Annotated in this window: 11 protein-coding genes and 2 pseudogenes; 9 read left to right on the plus strand and 4 right to left on the minus strand. The window is 65.2% G+C overall.

The annotated features are described in order from the left end of the window. Nucleotides 1–54: 54 nt before the first annotated feature. Nucleotides 55–999, minus strand: a complete 945-nt coding sequence (locus E1956_RS25450; protein ID WP_134754016.1) for a LysR family transcriptional regulator — start codon at nt 997–999, stop codon at nt 55–57. A gap of 371 nt (nt 1,000–1,370) precedes the next feature. Here E1956_RS25450 and oxlT point away from each other — a divergent pair, with 371 nt between their 5' ends. Beyond that, nucleotides 1,371–2,699 carry an oxalate/formate MFS antiporter gene (oxlT, locus tag E1956_RS25455; protein WP_134754018.1) on the plus strand — a complete coding sequence of 443 codons (1,329 nt, stop codon included), beginning with the start codon at nt 1,371–1,373 and terminating at the stop codon, nt 2,697–2,699. A gap of 28 nt (nt 2,700–2,727) precedes the next feature. Beyond that, a complete protein-coding gene (locus E1956_RS25460; protein WP_232071614.1) occupies nt 2,728–3,771 on the plus strand; it encodes a LysR family transcriptional regulator in 1,044 nt (347 codons plus the stop codon). A gap of 144 nt (nt 3,772–3,915) precedes the next feature. Here E1956_RS25460 and E1956_RS25465 read toward each other — a convergent pair whose 3' ends face one another. The 3 genes from E1956_RS25465 to gltS all read right to left on the minus strand — a co-directional run bounded on the left by E1956_RS25465 (nt 3,916) and on the right by gltS (nt 7,037). Beyond that, a complete protein-coding gene (locus E1956_RS25465) occupies nt 3,916–4,893 on the minus strand; it encodes a 2-dehydropantoate 2-reductase (RefSeq protein WP_134754020.1) in 978 nt (325 codons plus the stop codon). A gap of 177 nt (nt 4,894–5,070) precedes the next feature. After that, a complete protein-coding gene (locus E1956_RS25470) occupies nt 5,071–5,691 on the minus strand; it encodes a LysE family translocator (protein ID WP_134754022.1) in 621 nt (206 codons plus the stop codon). Nucleotides 5,692–5,795: 104 nt separating this feature from the next. Further along, the gene (gene gltS / locus E1956_RS25475) at nt 5,796–7,037 is read right to left on the minus strand and encodes a sodium/glutamate symporter (protein WP_134754024.1); all 1,242 of its coding nucleotides are present in this window, start codon (nt 7,035–7,037) and stop codon (nt 5,796–5,798) included. 259 nt (nt 7,038–7,296) lie between these two features. On the opposite strand from gltS, the gene E1956_RS25480 reads away from it, so the two are divergent. From E1956_RS25480 to E1956_RS25505, 7 genes and pseudogenes are all read left to right on the plus strand, one after another. Continuing rightward, nucleotides 7,297–8,724 carry a DUF2252 domain-containing protein gene (locus tag E1956_RS25480; RefSeq protein ID WP_134754026.1) on the plus strand — a complete coding sequence of 476 codons (1,428 nt, stop codon included), beginning with the start codon at nt 7,297–7,299 and terminating at the stop codon, nt 8,722–8,724. Nucleotides 8,725–8,742: 18 nt separating this feature from the next. Further along, nucleotides 8,743–9,627 carry a LysR family transcriptional regulator gene (locus E1956_RS25485; RefSeq protein ID WP_134754028.1) on the plus strand — a complete coding sequence of 295 codons (885 nt, stop codon included), beginning with the start codon at nt 8,743–8,745 and terminating at the stop codon, nt 9,625–9,627. Nucleotides 9,628–9,715: 88 nt separating this feature from the next. Next, nucleotides 9,716–10,519 (plus strand): annotated as a pseudogene (locus tag E1956_RS25490) (SDR family oxidoreductase). Nucleotides 10,520–10,696: 177 nt separating this feature from the next. Next, nucleotides 10,697–14,965, plus strand: coding sequence for a two-partner secretion domain-containing protein (locus E1956_RS25495; RefSeq protein WP_472802080.1), 4,269 nt, complete (start codon nt 10,697–10,699; stop codon nt 14,963–14,965). A 23-nt stretch (nt 14,966–14,988) separates the two neighbouring features. Further along, nucleotides 14,989–15,891, plus strand: coding sequence for a hypothetical protein (locus E1956_RS47500; RefSeq protein ID WP_269467640.1), 903 nt, complete (start codon nt 14,989–14,991; stop codon nt 15,889–15,891). Between the two features lie 42 nt (nt 15,892–15,933). After that, nucleotides 15,934–16,740, plus strand: coding sequence for an IS5 family transposase (locus E1956_RS25500; protein ID WP_134752154.1), 807 nt, complete (start codon nt 15,934–15,936; stop codon nt 16,738–16,740). A 46-nt stretch (nt 16,741–16,786) separates the two neighbouring features. Then, nucleotides 16,787–21,166, plus strand: a pseudogene (locus E1956_RS25505) (hemagglutinin repeat-containing protein); the annotation flags it as partial. Between the last annotated feature and the right edge of the window lie 240 nt (nt 21,167–21,406).

Genomic DNA, 21,406 nt, shown 5'->3' on the forward strand with positions numbered 1-21,406 from the left:
GAGGGGCGCGAAGGATCAACTACGCCTGATGGATGCGTATCGATCCATCAAACCTTACTTATGCACTGTCAATTCTGACACCCGTGTAATGTTCTCGATGAGCTGAGCGCCTTCCTCGAGCAGGAAGCGCTTGAAGGCGAGCGCAACGGGCGGCAGGCGCTTGTTCTTGCGGTGCACGACGTACCAGTTGAGCATGACCGGAAAGCCTTCGACGTCGAGCACGGTGAGGTGCCCGACCTGCAATTCGAGGCTGATGGTATGCGCCGAGAGAAACGCGATACCCATGCCCGCGATCACGGCCTGCTTGATCGTCTCGGTGCTCTGGATCTCCATCGCGATCTTCAGGTTCGTGATCTTGCCCGCGAAACCTTCCTCCATGGAATTCCACGTATCCGAGCCGCGTTCGCGCACGATGAACGCCTCGTTCGCGAGCGTGCTGAGCTTGATGCCGCGCTTGTGGGCAAGCGGGTGCGTGGGCGCTGCCACGATCACGTAGGGGTGGGGCGCAAACGGTTCGTTGATGGAGTCGGTAGCCTGCGGCGGACGCACCATCACCGCGAGATCGGTCTGGTTGGTCGCGAGCTGCTGCAGTAATTGCTCCCGGTTGTGTACCGAGAGATCGAGCTGAACGCCCTTGTAGCGGCGCGTGAATTCGGCGAGCAGACGCGGAAAGAAGTAATCGCCCGCGCTGATCACGGCCACGTTCAGCTTGCCGCCCGAGACACCCTTCAGCTGGCTCATGGCCTCGTCGACTTCATGGAACTGCTGCATGATCGCGCGGCTGTAATGCAGCATCTCCGTACCGGCAGGCGTGAGATAGATCTTCTTGCCGAGCTGCTCGAAGAGCGGCAGGCCCGCGTGATCTTCTAGCTGCCGGACCTGGGTGGAGACGGCCGGCTGCGTGAGATGAAGCTCCTCCGCCGCTCGCGAAAAACTGAGGTGGCGCGCCACGGTCTCGAAGACCTTCAACTGGCGCAGCGTGGCGTTTCGCATGGTCATGGCCGATCCATAAAGGATGCTGAATCAAGATAATAACAAACTTTAATTTTTAGTAATCGAGTAATCACCCTAACATGATTTGAAAGCCGTTCGAATGCCGTGTGTCGGCGTGCGGGTTAACGCCTGGAAAAGGCACTTTTCAGCGGGAAAACCCGTATCTGAAGGCTTGGCGGGTGGGCTTCTCAGGCACTCCATGAATTAATCTAATGAACGCGGAATTACTAATTTTCATTCGAATTGCCGTGTGCCGGATCGAATAAAAAAGAGCATTAAAAGAGGGCGGACTCAAGATCATAAGTCGATATCTATGCATGCCGGCAAAGCGGCTGCAATCCGTGAATGGATAGTGGGAACTAGTGGAGACAACCGGGATGAATGCAATCAGTCAGAGGAGCGAGGGCGGTCCGTTTTGGACGAACCGCTGGAGTCAACTGGTGTTGGGCATGCTATGCATGGCGCTCGTTGCCAATCTGCAGTACGCGTGGACGCTGTTCGTCGCGCCCATGAACGCACGCCATCACTGGGGAGAAGCATCGATCCAGCTGGCGTTCTCGATCTTCATCCTGACTGAAACCTGGCTCGTGCCAATCGAAGGCTGGCTCGTCGACAAGTTCGGCCCGCGCCCGGTCGTCATGGGCGGCGCCCTCTGTGCGGGCCTCGCATGGGTGCTTTACTCGTATGCCACGACGCTGCCGATGCTCTATGCGGGCTCGGTGCTCGCGGGCGTGGGCGCGGGCGGCGTGTACGGCACCTGCGTGGGCAACGCGCTCAAGTGGTTCCCGGATCGCCGCGGGCTCGCGGCCGGCCTCACGGCAGCGGGATTCGGTGCGGGCGCCGCCGTCACCGTGATTCCGATCGCGAACATGATCACGCGCTCGGGCTACGAGCATACGTTCTTCGTCTTCGGCATCCTGCAGGGCGTTGCGATCCTCCTGCTCGCGCTGCTGCTCGTGAAGCCTGTGCCGCGCGCCGCGATGGCGGCGGGCCGCCGACTCGTCACGCGCGTCGACTACACGCCGGGGCAGATGGTCAGGCAGCCGGTATTCTGGGTCATCTATCTGGCGTTCGTTGCCGTTGCCGCGGGCGGCCTGATGGCGACCGCGCAGATCGGCCCGATCGCGAAGGACTGGGGCCTCGCACGCCTGCCGATGACCGTGTTTGGCGCGACGCTGCCGCTGCTCACGCTCACGCTGTCGATCGACAACATCTGCAATGGCTTCACGCGGCCGCTGTGCGGCTTCATCTCCGACAAGATCGGCCGCGAGAATGCCATGTTCTTCATCTTCGTGGGCGAAGGCCTCGCGCTGCTCGGCATGATGCAGTACGGCACGAACCCGTATGCGTTCATCACGTTCGCCGCGCTCATCTTCCTGTTCTGGGGCGAGATCTTCTCGATCTTCCCGGCGATCTGCGCCGACACCTTCGGCAGCAAGTACGCCGCCGCCAACGCGGGCACGCTCTATACCGCGAAGGGCACGGCCGCGCTGCTCGTGCCGGTGGCCTCCGTGCTCTCGGCCACCGGTGGCTGGAGCGCCGTGTTCGTTGCGGCTGCCGTCATCACGATCGCGGCGGGCGTGAGCGCCAAGTTCATCCTCGCGCCCATGCGCCAGCGCCTGATCGAGCGTAGCGACGAACACTCCGCCGCGCTCGCGGCGAATCCGGCCGGCCTGCAGCCGTGGCCCAGGCAGGCGGGTGAATGAGCGGCGCACCAGAGGAACAGGCCCGACCATGTCGATGAACGTTTCGCTCCAGCAACTCAAGGTATTCGTCGCGGTGGCGCGCGAGCGCAGCTTCACGCGCGCCGCGCGCGAATTCGGGCTCACGCAGTCGGCGGTCAGCCGCTGCGTGCGCGATCTCGAAGAGGCCATCGATCTGAAGCTCTTCGATCGCACCACGCGCCAGGTCGAACTCACGCTCGCAGGCAGCGGTTTCGAGCGGCGCATCGGCCGACTGCTCGACGAGATCGACATGGTGTTGAACGAAGGCCGCGATGCACACCAGGCGTATAGCGGCGTCGTGCTCGTGGCGAGCAATCCCGCGCTTTCTTCGGGCTGGGTTCCCGCCGCGTTCGCGCGCTGTGCCGCGGCGTTTCCCTCGCTCGCGCTGCAGTTGCGCGACTTGCCGCAAGACGCGGTCTTGCAGGCCGTCGAGCAGGGCGAAGCCGATTTTGGCGTGATTGCGCAAGCCATGCCGTTCGCGAGCGCGAACCTCGAGGTGCAGCCGCTCGCCGCCGCGCCGTTGTGCGCGGTGCTGCCCTCGCATCATCCGCTCGCGCTGCAGGGTGCGCTGCGCTGGGACGATCTCGCGCGCGAGCCGCTCGTCACGCTCAATCGCGAGGCGGGCTGCGGTGGCGTGGTGATGCGCGCGCTCCAGGGGCTGCGGCCCGAAGGGCGGCCCGTGCAGGAGCTTGCCCACGTCGAGGGCGTTGCGCGCATGGCGCAATTGGGCATGGGCATCGGCATCCTGCCGATCAGTAGCGATAGCGGCGGCACGCGTGCGACGCAGGGCGATGCGGCGGGCGCGGCGTGTCATTGGCCCATGCCGACGGGGCCGCTCGTCGCGCGCATGCTGCATCCTGTCGTGATGGTGAGCACGATGCTCGTGCGGCGGCGCACGCGTTCATTGCGTCCTTGCGCGCAGGCGGCGTGGTCCCAGTTCGCCGCGCACGGGCACGCTGAGACGGACGCCGATGCCAATCGCCCGACAAACCACGATGCGCACGTAGCGGACGGCTTCGAGCGTGATGCCGCCGCGCTGGCGCGTATCGGTTGATCTCTCCCGGCTGATTGTCGTCGGCCATTCGCGCAATACTTGAGCGCGTTCTTTTTTCCCCTCTTCCGCGAAGCAAAAGACCGGCGGTAAACGCAAAACGGACCGCGCTTTCACGCGGCCCGTTTGAGCATGTGCTGCCTGCTTTCAGGCTGCCAGTTTCGCCATCCGTTCGCGCTGCTTCACGAGTGCGAGCACGGTGTCGATGGCGGGCGTGGCCTCGCCCACGAGCTGCCCCATCTCCTGCACGACGGTCAGGAGCGGATCGATCTCCATCGGCCTGCGCTGCTCCAGATCGACGAGCATCGAGGTCTTGTGCGCGCCCACCGCGCCCGCGCCATCGATGCGCCGCTCCACGTCCACGCGGAAATGCACCCCGAACTGCTCGGCAATGCGCTGCGCTTCGAGCATCATCGTGCGCGCGACGGCGCGCGTGGCCGGGTCTTCCGTGATGACGTCGAGCGTTGCGTGCGTGAGCGCGCTGATCGGATTGAAGCAGAGATTGCCCCACAGCTTGAGCCAGATTTCGTCGCGAATGTTCTCGCGGATCGGCGCGTCGAAGCCGGCCGCCGTCATGGCTTCGTGCAGCTGCACGATGCGCGAGGTGCGCTCGCCCGAGGGCTCGCCGATGGGAAACTTCTTGCCGTACACATGGCGGATCACACCTGGCTCGTCGATCTCGGCGGCGGGGTAGAGCACGCAGCCGATCGCGCGCTCGGGCCCGAGACGCGTCCATTGCGAGCCGTCCGGGTCGATGCTGTCGAGCCGCGAGCCTTCGAACTTGCCGCCGTGGCGGTGGAAGTACCAGTAGGGAATGCCGTTGGTGCCCGTCACGATGGCGGTGTGCTTGCCGATGAGTGGCTGCATCGCGTCGATCACGCCCGCCACCGAATGCGCCTTGAGCGTGATGATCACCACGTCCTGCACGCCCAGCTCGCGCGGATCGTTCGTACACCGGACCTTTGCGACGTATTCCTGGCCGTCCATCAAGAGGCGCGCGCCACGCTCGCGCATGGCGGCCAGATGCGGGCCGCGCGCGACGAAGCTCACGTCGGCGCCCGCGCGGGCCAACTGCACGCCCATCATGCCGCCGATGGCGCCCGCGCCAAAGATGCAGATCTTCATATGGATTCCCCAATGACGTTGAAAACCGCGTGTCCGCATGTGGGATGCGGACGATGGTTCGAGCATAGGGGCTGCCGTCGATTAACGACAGTTAAAGTTTCTCGGCAGAATCATCAGGAATACGTTATGAACTACGCGTTTTCCCGATGTCCTGCGAGACGAAGAAAAGGCACGGAATCAGGCGCGGCGCACGAGCAGGAAGCTCAGGCCGATGACGCCCAGAAACGCGCCGCACGCGCGGTTGAACCAGCGGCGCACGCTCGCGCGCGTGAGCCAGCGCCCGAGGTACATCCCGGCGAGCGAGTAGAGCGCGATGGCCACGCATTCGAGCACGAGGAAGCTTGCGCCCAGCACGGCGAATTGCGCCAGCATCGGCTTGGCGACGTTGACGAATTGCGGCAGGAACGCGGTGAACACGAGAATCGCCTTCGGGTTGCCGGCCGCCACGAGGCATTCGCGCCGTGCGATGCGCGCGAGGGTGGCGTCGTCGTCGAGCTTCATCCCGATCGGGGCAGCGTCGCTGCGCCAGAGCTGCACGGCGAGCCACACGAGATAGGCCGCGCCCGCGAGCTTGATGGCGAAGAACACGGCCTCCGAGGCGCGCAGCACGAACGCGAGCCCGGTGGCCGCGAGCGCGATCATTGCGGCGAAGGCGACCAGCCGGCCCGTGCCGCCCAGCAGCGCGCGCATGAAGCCGTGACGCGCGGCCACGTTGATCGACAGCAGGTTGTTCGGCCCGGGCGCCATGTTCAGCGCGAAGCAGGCGGGCAGGAAAAAGAGCCAGGCGGTGAGGGACATGTTCGTACTCGATGCAGCGCGCGCGGGGGCGCATCGCGCGATTCTAGCGCGAAGTCCGGCCGCTGCGGATCAGCGGCCCCGTGCGCGAGGCCGCTCAGTGAAACTCAGTGAAAAATGGGCAGCGCGAGAAACACTTTGATGACGATGGCGTTGGCGATGTCGATGAAGAAAGCCGCCACCATCGGCACGACCAGAAACGCGAGATGCGAGTGGCCGAAGCGCGCGGTCACCGCCTGCATGTTGGCGATGGCGGTGGGCGTCGCGCCGAGGCCGAAGCCGCAATGGCCCGCCGAGAGCACGACGGCGTCGTAGTTCGAGCCCATCACGCGGAAGGTGACGAAGCTCGCGTAGAGCACCATCAGCACGACCTGTGCGACGAGGATCGAGAATACCGGCAGCGCGAGCGCGGCGAGGTCCCACAGCCGCAGGGTCATGAGCGCCATCGCGAGAAAGAGGGCGAGGCTCACATTGCCGATCAGCGCCACGGCGTGCTCGATCGCGGGCAGGCCGAGCACAGCCAGGCCATTGGCGAGCAGCACCGCCACGAACAGCACGCACACGAAGGCGGGCAGCTCGAATGCCGTGCCCGTGAGCCAGCCCGCGAGCACGTTGCCGGCGGCGAGGCTGATGGCGATCAGCGTGAGCGTTTCGATGAAGGCGGCGGCGGTGGTCGGCTGCTCGGCCTGCGGTTCTTCGAACGCCTGCGGGGCGGCCTGGGCGGCTGGAGCATGGTGTTCGGCATCGACATCGACTGCGGCCGCGCGCGCCGCTGCCGCTTCGCTGCGTCCGAGGCGCTTGACGAGCCGCTGCGCGACGGGGCCGCCGAGGATGCCGCCCATCACAAGCCCGAACGTCGCGCAGGCGATGGCGGCCTCGGTCGCCGACTGCAGCCCGTGGCGCTCCGTGAAGACCTTGCCCCACGCCGCGCCGGTGCCGTGTCCGCCCGAGAGCGCGACCGAGCCGCCCAGCAGACCGAAGAGCGGGTCGACACCGAGCGCGTACGCCAGCCCGATGCCGACCACGTTCTGCAGCACGAGCAACCCGACCACCACGGCAAGAAAGCGCGCGAGCATGGGCCCGCCGGACTTCAGGCTCGCGAGCTTGGCGTTCAATCCGATGGTCGCGAAGAACGCGAGCATGAGCGGCGTTTGCAGCGAGACGTCGAAGCGCACGTCGACGTGCGCGAACGAATGCAGGCCGAACACGACGAGCGCGGCCACGAGGCCGCCCGCGACCGGCTCGGGAATCGTCCATTTGCGCAGCAGCGGCAGCGCGGCCACGAGGCGGTTGCCGAGCAACAGCACGAGCGACGCGGCGACGAGTGTTCCGTAGACATCGACGTTCATGGTGACCTCGTAATGCGGTGAGGACCGGGCCCTGACGCATCCCCGGGGCGCGACCCGCCCATAACCTTGACGGGTGGCGTCCAGAGCGCACGGTACATGAGCGGCGCACGCCGTGCGCGCTCGCTGCGCGCGCGGTCTGCCGGCTTGCACAAAAAGGGGCCGCACGCTTAAATATGATCGGCGCGTCAGGCTATCCTTGCAAGCCAATGCGGAGTGCATTACGAACATCCACGAACATCCTCGAGAAAGGGAGCCGTTCATGAATGGAAGGACCGTTGCAGAACGCGAGGCGGCCGGCCGCGCCGCGCGCGAGCGCGCGAAGCGTTCGAGCCACAGGCAGGTGGGCGAGTTGCAGCGCGATCCGGTCGCGCTGCTCAAGCAGAACAGCGACGGGTGCGTGCCCAACCTCGTGCCGCTGCGCTACGGGCGCATGATCGTCTCGCCGTTCACGTTCTTTCGCGGCAGCGCGATCCTGCAGGCCCACGATCTCGCCCAGGTGCAGAACACGGGCATGGTCATGCAGATTTGCGGCGACGGCCATCTGCTCAACTTCGGCGGCTTCGCCACGCCCGAGCGCCAGCTCGTGTTCGACCTGAACGACTTCGACGAAGTGGCGCCCGGCCCCTGGGAGTGGGATCTCAAGCGGCTCGTCGCGAGTCTCGTGGTGGCCGCGCGGCACATGCGCTACTCGCGCGGCGTGGCCGAAGACCTCGTTATGACGGCCGTGACCACCTATCGCGACCGCATGCGCCAGTATGCGGAATTCGGCGCGCTGGAACTCTGGTACGACCGGATCACGTTCGACCGCATGGTGGAGACCGCGCTCACGCCCGAGGGCCGCCGCCTGATTCGCCGCGGCATGGAGAAGGCCGCGGGCCGCACGCACGAGAGCATGCTCGAAAAGCTCGCCTTTCGCGACGAGCGCGAAGGCAAAGCCAACACGCACTGGACGATCCGCGACGCGCCCCCCGCGCTCTTTCACGTGCATGGCCCGAATTCGCTTTACGAGCACGAGGACAACTGGCTGACGCTCGGCGACTGGCGCTCGATGATCACGCCGACCTACGAGGCCTATCTGAAGACGCTCGCGCCCGACCGCCGCGAGCTGCTCGATCACTTCGAGATCCAGGATCTCGTTTTCAAGGTGGTGGGCGTGGGCAGCGTGGGCACGCGCTGCCTCGTCATGCTGCTCGTCGATCATCACGGCAAGCCGCTCTTCCTGCAGTTGAAGGAAGCGCGCCAATCGGTCATTTCCCAGTACTTCAAATCGCCCGCGTTCAAGCACGAGGGCGCGCGCGTGGTGCAGGGGCAGCGCCTGCTGCAGGCCGCGAGCGATCTCTTCCTCGGCTGGTCCACGGGGCCCTCGGGGCGGCACTTCTACTTCCGCCAGTTGCGCGACATGAAGCTCTCGGTGGACCTCGAGTTGCTCGACAGCACGCTGCTCGCGGGCTACGCGCGCATGTGCGGCTGGGCGATGGCGCGCGCGCATGCGAAGTCGGGCAACGCGGCTATCGAGATTGCTTCGTATATCGGGCGCGGCGACCCGTTCGCCGAAGCGCTCGCGGGCTATGCGGCCAGCTACGCGGATCAGGTGGAGCGCGACTACGAGGCGTTCATCAAGGCCGCGCGCAGCGGCGAGATCGTGGCGCGCAGCGACGAGGACATGGCCGCCGATTTCCGCATCTGATTTTTGCGTTCGCGTCTCATGCGTCTACGTCATATCGAAGTCTTCCACGCGATCATGCGCACGGGCTCGCTCTCGAAGGCCGCCGAGCTCCTGTGCGTCTCGCAGCCCGCCGTGAGCAAGGTGCTCGCGCATGCGGAGCGCAGCGCGGGCCTGAAGCTGTTCGCTCGCGCGCACGGCCGCCTGCAGCCCACGCGCGAAGCCGAATTGCTGTTCGCCGAAACGCAGAAGCTCCAGTCGACCCTCGACAGCATCCGCGACCTCGCGCGCAATCTCGCGCTGCATCCGCAAGGACTGTTGCGCATCGGCTGTCTGCCGAGCCTCGGGCTGAGCCTCATTCCGCAGGCCGTGCAGGCGTTTCGCGCGAGCTATCCGGCCGTTTCGCTCAAGGTCCAGACGCGCCATACGGCCGAGCTGCTCAACGCCTTGCTCACGCGGGAGCTGGACGTGGGCGTCGCGCTGAACCCGCCCGCGCGGCCCGGCATCGAGGCGCTCGAACTCGGCCGCACGGCCGTGGTGTGCGTGGCGCCGCCCGACGATCCCTCGCCTGCCGACGCGCCGCTCGCGCTGCAGGATTTCGTCGATGGCGACTGGATCAGCATCGGCAATGTCGATCCGCTTGGTGAGACCATCGGCCATCTGCTCGAGACTCAGGGCGTGGATGGGCGGCTTGCCGCCGTCGAGGCGCAAACGTGGTACGTGGCGCGCTCGCTGGCGGCGCGCGGCATCGGGCGCGTGCTGCTCGACGAGATCACCGCGAGGAGCGCGGGCGAGCCGGTCGCGATCCGCCGCGTGGAGCCGGAACTGACGGTGGGCGTGTTCGCGGTGTGGCGCGACGGCGGCATGGATTCGCAGGCGGGCAGCGCGTTCGTGGACGTGCTGCGCGGCATGTTGGCGGCGCGTTGAGCATCGCCCGTCGCGCCTCGCCTATCGCGCCAGGGCAACGACTTGCACGATGGAATCGATTGAAATTGACCGCAACGAGGCAGACACCATGACTGAAGCGAATCGAAACGAAGACGCGGCATCGGCGACGGCCAGGCATCCCGCGCGCAAAGTGGCGCTCGTCACCGGCGCGGGCAGCGGCATCGGGCGCGCCTGCGCGCGCAAGCTGCTGGCGAACGGCTATGCCGTGGTGCTCACGGGCCGGCGCGCCGAGCCGCTCGAGACGCTCGCCGCCGAGGCGCGCGCGGCCGGCCAGGAGGCGCTGGCCGTGCCGTGCGATGTTGCGGATGCCGCTTCGGTGGACGCGCTCTTCGAGACCGTGCATACACACTAAGGGCGGCTGGACCTGCTGTTCAACAACGCGGGCCGCAACGCGAAGGCGGTCGAGATCGACGAGCTTTCCGTCGACGACTGGCGCGCCGTGGTCGACACGAATCTCACCGGCGTGTTCCTGTGCACGCGCGCGGCGTTCGCGCTGATGAAGCGCCAGAGCCCGCGCGGCGGCCGCATCATCAACAACGGCTCGATCTCGGCGCACGCGCCGCGGCCGTTCAGCATCGCGTATACGGCCACCAAGCACGCCATCACGGGCCTCACGAAGTCGGTGTCGCTCGACGGGCGGCGGCACGACATCGCGTGCGGCCAGATCGACATCGGCAATGCGGCCACGGAGATGGCCGAGCGTATGGCGCACGGCGTGCCGCAGGCGAACGGCGAGATCGCCGTCGAGCCGCTGATGGATGTCGAGCTCGTCGCCGATGCGGTCCTGCACATGGCGCAGCTGCCGCTCGAGGCGAACGTGCAGTTCATGACGATCATGGCGACCAAGATGCCGTTCGTGGGGCGCGGCTGACCGAGGGGGCCGGTGAAGGCGTGTTGCAAGCAAGCCACGAAACGATGTGCCGTGCATTAAATTTCTTGAGAAAAATCTGAGGTTGGTCCCGTTTGGGCGATTTTGACAATTTTTGAAGTGTTTTGAGATCACTCCGCAGTCAGGCTCGCGTGACAAATAAATGCGACGCGGGGTCGATTGGTGAATCAAAACTACAGGCTGGTTTATAGCCGTCTGCGCGGGATGTTCGTGGCCGTCGAAGAGACGGCAAGCGCAAGTGGCAAAGGGGGCCGGGGTGAGACGGTTGTGACGGCAACCGTCGCGGCGGCGTTGCTCGCGGGCGTGCCGCTCGGGGCCTTCGCGCAGATCGTCCCATCCGGCGTAAACGCGCCGAAGGTGCAGCAGACCGCCAACGGTCTGCCGCAAGTCGACATCAATCGACCGGGCGGCGCTGGCGTATCGATGAATACGTACAGCCAGTTCGATGTGCAGAGGAACGGCGCGATCCTCAATAACTCGCCGACCCTCGTCCAGACGCAACAGGCGGGCTACATCAACGGCAACCCGAACTTTGCGCCGGGCCAGTCCGCCAGAGTCATCGTCAACCAGGTCAATAGCCCGAACCCCTCTCAGTTCAATGGGGCGCTCGAAGTTGCGGGCCAGCGGGCGACAGTCGTCATCGCCAATCCTTCGGGCTTGTCGGTGAACGGCGGCTCCTTTATCAATACCTCGCGCGCGGTCCTCACAACCGGCGTGCCGCTCATCGACGCCAACGGCGCACTCACCGGCTATAACGTCTCGGGCGGCAACATCGCCGTGCAGGGCCAGGGGTTCAACGGCTCGAACGTCGATCAGGTGGACTTGATCACGCGAGCCGTCCAGGTCAATGCGGCGATCTATGCGAACACCCTGAACGTCATCGCGGGTGCGAACAAGGTCAACCATGACACGCTCGCGGCCACGCCCATCGCGGGCAACGGTGTCCCGTCGCCCGTCTCGATTGACGTCAGCCAGCTCGGCGGGATGTACGCCGGGAGAATCCTGCTCGTGAGCAATGAGCACGGGGTTGGGGTCGGCAATGCCGGAACGCTCGCGGCACAGTCGGGCGACCTGACCTTGCAGGCGGACGGCAAGCTCGTGCTCTCGGGCAGGACCAGCGCGAGCGGCAACGTGGCGCTCAACGCCACGCAGGGCATCGAGAACAGCGGCGCCACGTACGCACAGCAGGCGCTCTCGGCCAACACGGCGGGAACGCTGGTCAACAGCGGCACACTGGCCGCGCAGCAGGCCGTGAATGTCGGCGCCGGTGCCGTGTCGTCGACGGGATCGCTTGCTTCGGGCGTGGACAGCAACGGCTACGTCACGCAGCGAGCCAACCTGAACTTGACCGCCTCGGGCGCGCTGACCGCCACCGGCCAGAACGTCTCGGGCGGCGACGCGAATCTCTCGGGCAGCAGCGTGAATCTCGCGGGCAGCGAGACGGCGGCCAACGGCAATCTGTCGATGACGGCGAACGCAGGCGACCTGAATCTGACGGCTGCCACGGCGAGCGCCGGGGGCGCGGTTGCGGCAAACGCTGCGGGTACGCTTGTGAACGACCGCGGCACGCTCACCGGCGGCAATAGCGTGACACTCAGCGCGGGCAACCTGTCGAACCAGGGCGGCGCAGTCTCGGCACATGGGGCGCTCGTTGCGCAGGCAAGCGGGCAGATTGCGAACCTGGGCGGCTCGTTTGTCTCGCAGGGCGCGATGCAGGTGCGCGGCGGCGCCATCGCCAACTACCAGGGGACGATGCAGAGTGCTGCCGGTCTCTCGGTGTCAGGGGCGTCGCTCGACAATACGGGCGGTCATATCCTCTCGTTGAACGCCGAGGGTCTGAATCTTGGGGTGACAGGAACGCTGCTCAATGGCATCGGCGGCGTAATCGGTGGTAACGGCAACATCAGTGCGAGCGCTTACTCGTTCACAAACGCCGGGCAGATCTCGGCGCTTTCGAACGCGGTATTGCAGGCGTGGAACCTCGCCAACAGCGGCCAGATTACCGCGGGCGGTGCGCTCACGGCGAACGCGACTGGCGCGCTGAACAACGCTGGCGGCACGCTCTCGGGCACGTCGATTACCGCTAGCGGTGCGTCCATCGACAACACGAAGGGCGAGATCGACGGGGACACGGTCGCCATCTCGACGCCGGGTAACCTCGTCAACGAAGGCGGCAAGATTACGCAGACGGGCTCGGGGCCGATGAGCGTTGCGGTATCGGGCACGCTCGACAACTCGGCGGGCGGCACGCTCGAGACCAACAGTACGGACCTCACGCTCGCGCCTGGCGCGCTCGTCAACGACCACGGCACGATCACGCACGCCGGTAGCGGCACGCTCGCGATAAACGCGGGCGGCGGCGCGGGATCGATCTCGAATACCGGCGGCACGATCCAGAGCAACGGGCAGGTCGTAGCGCAGGCCGGTGCGCTCAACAACGCATCGGGTTCGATCATCGGGCAGAACGGTCTTGCGGCAACGGTTGGCGGCGCGTTCAACAACACGAACGGCAACGTGGCCTCGAACACCGGCCTGAGCCTTGCCAGCGGCACGCTGAACAATGATGGCGGCAAGATTGGCGCGAGTTCGAATGTAGCGGTCCACAGCGGATCGATGACCAACCATGGCGGTTCGATCGTCTCGCCTGATCTGGCGCTCACAATCGGCTCGATGCTCGATAACAGCGGTGGCGACATCGAGGCGAACCAGATCGCACTGGCCGCGGCGAACGTGCTGAACCACGGCGGCGTGATTACGCAGTATGGCACGTCGGCGATGGGCTTCAACGTCAGCGGCACATTCGACAATTCGAACGGTGGCACGCTCCAGGCCAACAGTACGGATCTCACTCTTGCGCCGGGTGCGCTCATCAATGACAACGGCACGATCACGCATGCCGGCAACGGCAAGCTGTCGATTAACGCGGGTGGCGGCGCAGGATCGATCTCGAACGCTGGCGGCACGATCCAGAGCAACGGGCAGGTCGTGGCTCTGGCCGGTGCGCTCAACAACGCGTTGGGTTCGATCATCGGCCAGAACGGTCTTGCGGCGACGGTCGGTGGCGCGCTCGACAATAGCAACGGCAAGCTGCTATCGAACACGGACCTGAACCTCGCCAGCGGCACGCTGAACAATGATGGCGGCCAGGTTGGCGCGGGCTCGAACCTAACGATTCATAGCGGCTCGCTGACGAACCATGATGGCTCGATCGTCGCGCCGAACCTCACGGTATCGGCCAGCGGCACGCTCGACAACAGCGGCGGCGATATCGAGGCGAACGAGCTTGCGCTGGCTGCGGCGAACGTACTGAACCGCGGCGGCGTGATTACGCAGTACGGCACGTCGGCGATGGGCTTCAATGTCAGCGGCGTGTTCGACAACTCGAACGGTGGCACGCTCCAGGCCAACAGCACGGACCTCACGCTTGCCCCTGGTTCACTCGTCAATGACGGCGGCACGATTACGCACGCCGGTCACGGCAAGCTGACGATTGACGCAGACAGCGGCGCAGGATCGCTCTCGAACGCTGGCGGCACAATCCAGAGCAACGGTCAGATCGTGGCGCAGGCCGGTGCGCTCGACAACGCGGCGGGTTCGATCATCGGCCAGAACGGCTTGGCGGTTACGGTCGGCGGCGCGTTGAACAACACCAGCGGCAAGCTGTTATCGAACACGGACCTGAGCCTCGTCAGTGGCACGCTGAACAACGATGGCGGCCAGATCGGCGCGGGCTCGAACGAAACCATACACAGCGGCTCGCTCACGAACAACGGCGGCTCGATCGTCGCGCCGAATCTGGCGCTCACAATTGACTCCACGCTCGACAACAGCAGCGGCGATATCGAGGCGAACCAGCTTGCGTTGAGCGCGACGGACCTGATCAACCATGGCGGTGCAATTACGCAGTATGGCACCCCCACGATGGGGTTCAACGTCAGCGGCACGTTCGACAACTCGAATGGCGGCGCGCTCCAGACCAACAGCACGGACCTCGCGCTCGCGCCCGGTGCGCTCATCAATGACGGCGGCACGATCCTCGACGCCGGAACGGGCACGCTGACGATCGCACCAGGCGGTGGTGCGGGGTACTTCTCGAACGTGGGCGGCAAGATCATTGCCGCCGGCCAGATCGCGGCGTGGGCCGGGAACCTGAACAACGCGAATGGCGTACTCGCCGCACAGGGGAGCATTGCGGCGAACGTTTCGGGCGACGTGAACAATACGCAGGGCGCGATACGCTCGCGAGCGGCGGCGCGCTCACGAACACGAATGGACAGATCCAGTCCGGCACGGGTACGGCGGACGACACGAGCACACTCGTCGTTCAGGCAGCGTCCGTCGACAATACTGACGGCCTCATCAGTGACCTCGGCAGCGGCGACGCGACCGTGCAGGGCGGCAGTCAGACCGTCAACCGGGGCGGCGTGATTACTGGCAACGGGAATGTCGCCGTGAATACCTCTGCATTCCTGAATATGCAGGGCGGCCAGCTGAGCGGCGCGAACGTCACGGTGCACGGCGATACCGTCGACAACAGCGGTGGCCAGATTGGCACCCTGACCGGCTCGAATGGTGACGTCGCGATTACGACGACCGGCGTGGTCACGAACACGAGCGGGCAGATCGGCGCGACACATAACCTGTCAGTCAATGCGGCGGCACTCACGGGCGGCGGCGCATACAGCGCGGCCAACGACGTGGCGGTGAGCGTCCAGGGCGACTTCGCGCCCACGCCGGATCTGCAATTCGCCGCTGGCCACGATCTCACCTTTACGCTGCCCGGCACGTTCAGCAATGGCGCGCTGCTGGAGGCGGTGAACAACCTCGGCATCAACGCGGGCGAGATCGAAAACAGCGGCACGATGATGGCGGGCGGCACGCTCACCACGCACTCGAACACGCTGGAGAATACGGGCGTGATAGTCGGGGGCAGCGTCTCGCTCAATGCCACGCAATCGGTCTCGAATCTCGGGGCAACCGCGCTGATCGGCGCAACGGATAGCGACGGGACGCTCGAGCTGCTCGCGGCCGATATCGAGAACCGCGACGACACCACGATGACCGATACGCAGGCGAGCACCGCGATCTACGGTCTGGGTAGCGTGGTGCTGGCGGGCGGCAAGGATGCAAACGGCAACTACACCCGCGCCAACCTGATCCGTAACCAGTCGGGGCTGATCGAATCGGCGGGCGACATGAAGCTCGACGCCGCCCAGGTGACGAACACGCGGACGGCTGTGACCACGACCGGCTTGACGCAGCCGGTCGACCCGGCGCTGCTGGAGCAGCTTGGCATCAGCATGTCGGGCTGCACGGCCATTGTCGCGGCAGCATGCGATCCAGGTCATCCCTAGAAGGTGTTATGAACTTTCGGCCAGACCTGGTACCCTGGCGGGATGAAGAAACGCAGGCCCTACCCAACGGATGTATCGGATGAAGAGTGGTACTTCGCCGCTCCGTACCTGACATTGATGAACCCGGACGCGCCTCAGCGTCGCTACGAATTGCGCGAGATGTTCAACGCCTTGCGCTGGATTGTCCGCGCGGGTGCACCGTGGCGTCTGCTGCCCAATGACTTTCCACCATGGGAGACGGTCTACCAGCAGACGCAGCGCTGGATTCAGGCAGGCTGTTTCGAGGCCATGGTAAATGACCTGCGTTCGATTATCCGGGTGGCGCAGGATCGCCGGGGTCAACCCAGTGCAGTCATCCTCGATGGCCGCACACTGCAGTCGACGTGTGAGAGCGGTCCACGCGCAGGCTATGACGGGTACAAGCGCAAGAAAGGCAGCAAGGTGCACATGGCGGTGGATACGTTGGGGCAACTGCTTGCGGTGCACGTGACACCGGCCAACGAACAGGAGCGTGCACAGGTCGGAGAGCTGGCGCGACAGGTCCAGCAGGCCACGGGGCGGACAGTGAGAATCGCGTTCGCTGACCAGGGCTACACCGGCGAAGAGCCTGCAGAGGCCGCGCGCGATGAAGGCATCGAGCTTCAGGTGGTCAGGTTGCCGGAGGCGAAAAAGGGCTTTGTATTGTTGCCGCGTCGCTGGGTGGTGGAGCGCAGCTTCGGCTGGCTCAACCGCTTCCGCCGACTGGCCAGAGACTACGAGCGATTGCCCGAAACCTTGGCTGGTCTGCATTTCGTCGTGTTCTCCGTGCTTATGCTCGTCCACTTTACAGCCCTTAACAAAAGTGCATAACACCTTCTATGTCGGTTGGGTCTTGACGGGCGATCCCGATGCCATCGGTGGCGTTTTCACTACGCCGCCACACGGCGGCCAGTGGAACAGCGGCTACCAGTACACGACCTGGACGGGCGTGGCGGTGGCGAACCTGATCGCGTCGATCAGCCCGCAGGCGCAGATCATTGCCGGCGGCAACCTGGACGCCACGAACGTGGGCCTGTTCCAGAACTACTGGAGCGCGGTCGCGTCAGTCGGCAACATCACGGCACCGGTCACGCTCGACCAGAATAGCTGGCAGGGACAAATCGCGCCCGAAGTTCAGGTGACATATTCGGGCTACTACCACTACACGAACTACGACCACAGCATCGCGGACTGGACCCTTCCGTTTGGCGACGCGCCGTTCATCGGCTCGCGTCCGGGCGGCTACACGCAGGCGGCGCCGGCCGATATCCGCGATTACGGGCTGCCGGGGTATGAATCGACCTTTGTGGCGGGCGGCACGCTTTCCGGCACCGGCATCAGTGTCAACAACACGGCCGGCAATGCGGTCATTCCGTCACTCGGTCTCGCCCCCGGCCAGGCGCTCTCCGGAGTGGTTATCAGCGGGCCGGGCGGCAGCGCGAGCGGCACGGCGACGGGAGGGACGTCCTCGATCCAGGGCAGCGCGAGCGGCACGAATACGGGAGGCGCCTCCTCAGTCCAGGGCAACGCGGGCGGCACGAGCGCCGGGACGGCCACGGTCAACGGCGGCGCGGGCATGGTCAATCCGGTCATCGCCAGCGCGACGGCGCAGAACGTCCTGCAAAACCTCACGATCCCGCAGGGCGGCCTGTTCCATCCTGTGAGCACTCCGGGGGCCGACTACCTGATCGAGACGAATCCGGCCTTCACGAACCAGAAGACGTTCATTTCGAGCGACTACTACCTCCAGCAGATCGGTCTGAATCCGCAGACCACCGAAAAGCGTCTCGGCGACGGTTTCTACGAGCAGATGCTCGTGCGCAACCAGATTACTTCGCTCACCGGCAAGGCTGTGCTCGGCCCGTACAGCGATCCTCAAGCGATGTACCAGGCGCTGCTCGCCGCGGGCGCATCGCTCGCGCAATCGCTCAATCTGCCATTTGGCGTGGGCCTGTCGGCCGAACAGGTGGCGGCGCTCACGAGCAACGTCGTCATCATGCAGACCGAGATCGTCGACGGACAGTCCGTGCTGGTGCCGGTCGTCTATCTCGCGAAGGCCAGCCAGCAGAACATGAACGGGCCGCTGATCGCGGCAACTGATATCGACCTCAAGAACGCGCAGGTCTTCACGAACAGCGGCACGGTGCAGGCGGGCAACACGCTGTCGATCGACGGCAAGTCCATCGACAACGCGTTCGGCGCGCTGCAAAGCGGCCGCCTGATGTCGCTGACGACCAGCGGCAATATCGACCTGACGTCGGCCAGCGTGAAGGCCGGCAGCCTCGCGCTGAACGCGGGCGGCGACCTGATACTCAATACCGCCGCGAAGACCGTCGACCAGATCAGCGCGACGGGCGCGACGCGGACCACGACCACGCTCGGCTCCCTCGCGAGCGTGAACGTGGCGGGCGACGCCGCCATCGTGACGGGCGGCAACTTCGAGCAGCACGCGGGCAGCTTGAACGTGGGCGGCAACCTGGGCATGGCCGTGGGCGGCAACTGGGATCTGGGCACGGTGCAGACCGGCGAGCACAAGGTGGTCGAGCGCGCGAACGGGGTGTCGAACACGAACATCAACCAGGTGACGGGCAGTTCGGTGAGCGTTGGCGGCGTGTCGCAGATCGGCGTGGGCGGCGACCTGACGGCGACGGGCGCGAAGCTCAACCTGGGCGGTGGCGGCACGCTCGCGGCGAACGGCAACGTGACGCTCGAAGCGGCGAAGGCCACCTCGACCATCGACAGCAACAGTTCGGGCAGTGACAGTCACGGCAGTTATTCGGAATCGCTGCACCGGTCCGACGACACGCTCACGGCGACCACGCTGAATGCCGGCAATTCGCTCACCGTGGTGTCGGGCAAGGATATCAACGTCACGGGCAGCGCGATCAGCCTCGACAAGGGGACGGCGACGCTGGCGGCAACGGGTAATGCGAATATCGGCGCGGCTAGCGAGACGCATGTCGACAATTCGCAGGAGCAGCATAGCCACAGCAATGTGGTAAGCGGCAAGGAGGTGTCGAGCTCGCGCGATACCACGACGACCCTCTCGCAGGGCAGCCTGGTTTCGGCTGATGCCGTGTCGATTGCGAGCGGCAACGACATCAACGTGGCGGGCAGCACCATCGTCGGCACGAACGATGTTGCGCTCAGCGCGGCGCACGACGTGAACATCACCACGACGCAGGACACCATGCAGTCGTCGGGAACGTATCAGGAGAAGACGACGGGGCTTGGCACGAGCGGCCTGACGGTGACGGTTGGCAGCAACAAGCTTGCGACGACCGACCAGGAATCGAGCGTCACGAACAACGCGAGCACGGTTGGGTCGATCGACGGCAATCTTTCGATTCAGGCGGGGAACACCCTGCATGTCACGGGTAGTGATCTTGTGGCGGGTGGCAACGTCACGGGCACCGCGGCGAACGTGATCATTGATGCGGCGACCGATACGGCGCATCAGGCGCAGACGCAGAAGACGAGCAGCAGCGGACTGACGATTGGTCTCGCGGGCAGCATGGGCAATGCAATCAACAACGCGTATTCGGAGGGGCAAGCTGTTGGCCGCTCGGCGGACAGCGGCAATGACCGTGCGGGCGCCCTGCACGCCATTGCGGCGGCCGGCGATGCGACGCTCGCGGGCATCGGTGTCAAGAACGCCATCACCGGCAAGGGCAAGCCGGATATTGGCGTGCAGGTTAGCGTGGGCTCGAGCCAAAGTCAGAGCCAGTCGTCCGAAGACCAGACGATCAACCGTGGTTCGAACGTGCAGGCTGGTGGTACAGCCACGTTCGTGGCAACCCAGGGTGACCTGACGGTTGCCGGTTCGAATGTCAGCGCAAACGACGCGGTGCTGGCGGCGAAGAATCAGGTCAACATAAAAAACACGACGGATACTGATCAAACCCGCAGTTCGAACAGCAGCAGTAGCGCGAGTGTGGGGGTGCAGTGGACGACGGGCGGTGGGTTCGGGATCTCTGCGGCGATGTCGAACGCGCACGGGGATGCGAACAGCGATGCGCAGATGCAGAACGCGTCGCATATCAGCGGCGCGAACAGCGTGACGGTCATCTCGGGCGGTGACACGAACATTACGGGCTCGCAAATAGCCGGAAAACAGGTGACGGCCGATGTTGGCGGTAACCTCAATATCAGCTCGATTCAGGATACGACCACGAGCGCGGCGCACCAGAGCAGCGCGGGCGGCGGGTTCTCGATCACGCAGTACGGCGGGGCGAACGCGAGCGTGACGGCGCAAAAGGGTCACGCGGACGGCGATTACGCACAAGTGGGCGAACAGGCGGGGATTTACGCGGGCGCCGGTGGCTTTAACGTCAACGTGAAGGGGAACACGGGGCTGACGGGCGCGGTGATATCGAGCACGGCGGATGCGGAAAAGAACAGTCTGACGACGGGCACGCTGACGTTCTCCGACGTTGAAAACCACTCGCACTACTCGGCGAACAGCGCGGGCGGGTCGGTGGGGCTGTCGCCAGGAGCGAAGTCGGACAAGGCGGTGGGTCCGGCGTCGGTGCCGGGAAGTGGTGGACTGGTGCCGATGATGGCGCAGAACGACAGTGGTGATCAAAGCGCCACCACGCGCAGCGCCATCAGTGCCGGGACGATCAGCATCACGGACCCGACGCACCAGACGCAGGACATCACAACCCTGAGCCGGGACACGACGGACACGAACGGGCAGGTGTCGAAGACGCCGGACGTGAACGCGATCCTGAACCAGCAGGCGGACACGATGCAGGCGGCGCAGGCTGCGGGTCAGGTGGTGGCGCAGGGGATTGGGGCGTATGCGGATGCGAAGCGCGCGGATGCGCTGGATGCGGCGAAAACGGCCTACAAGAATGGAGACCTCGACGGGGCGACGGCGGCGCTCGCCAGCTTCGATTCGTGGAGTGAAGGAGGCGATGCACGAGCGGGCCTGCACCTCGCGGGCGGTGCGCTGATCGGCGGCCTGGGTGGCGGTAGCGCGTTCTCAACCATAGGCGGTGCAGCAGGGGCAGCGCTATCCTCGAAGCTGGCTGACCAGATGAAAGCGTTCAGCGACTCGGTGTCGGGCGCGACGGGTTCATCGCTGATCGGCAACCTGGCCGGGAATATCGCTTCGGGTCTTGCGGGCGCAGCGGTCGGTGGCACGGCGGGCGCCGCAACAGGGTCCAACGTGAACCTGTACAACGCGGCGAACGACAAGAACGACACCGAGGCGAAGAAGGAGGCGCAGGAGCTGAAGCAGGCGCTCGACAAGGAGCGAGCGATGCTGGGCCAGGCTGGAGCCAAGGTGCCATCGGGTGCCCAGGCCGCAACGGTGCCTTCGACGGCGCTGGCTGCGGGGGCTGCGGCAGGTGGCAAGAGCACATTCTGGTCTTCCACAAAGGACAAGACGCCTGTTGAGAATGCCTACAGTCACTCAACCAAGCACGGAGATGAGTTCCCTGCGTATCAAAACTCAGTGCAGTATGTTCAAGGCGCACAGGACTTCGTGAAC

The sequence above is a fragment of the Paraburkholderia pallida genome (assembly GCF_004524855.1).
GTDB lineage: Bacteria > Pseudomonadota > Gammaproteobacteria > Burkholderiales > Burkholderiaceae > Paraburkholderia > Paraburkholderia oxyphila.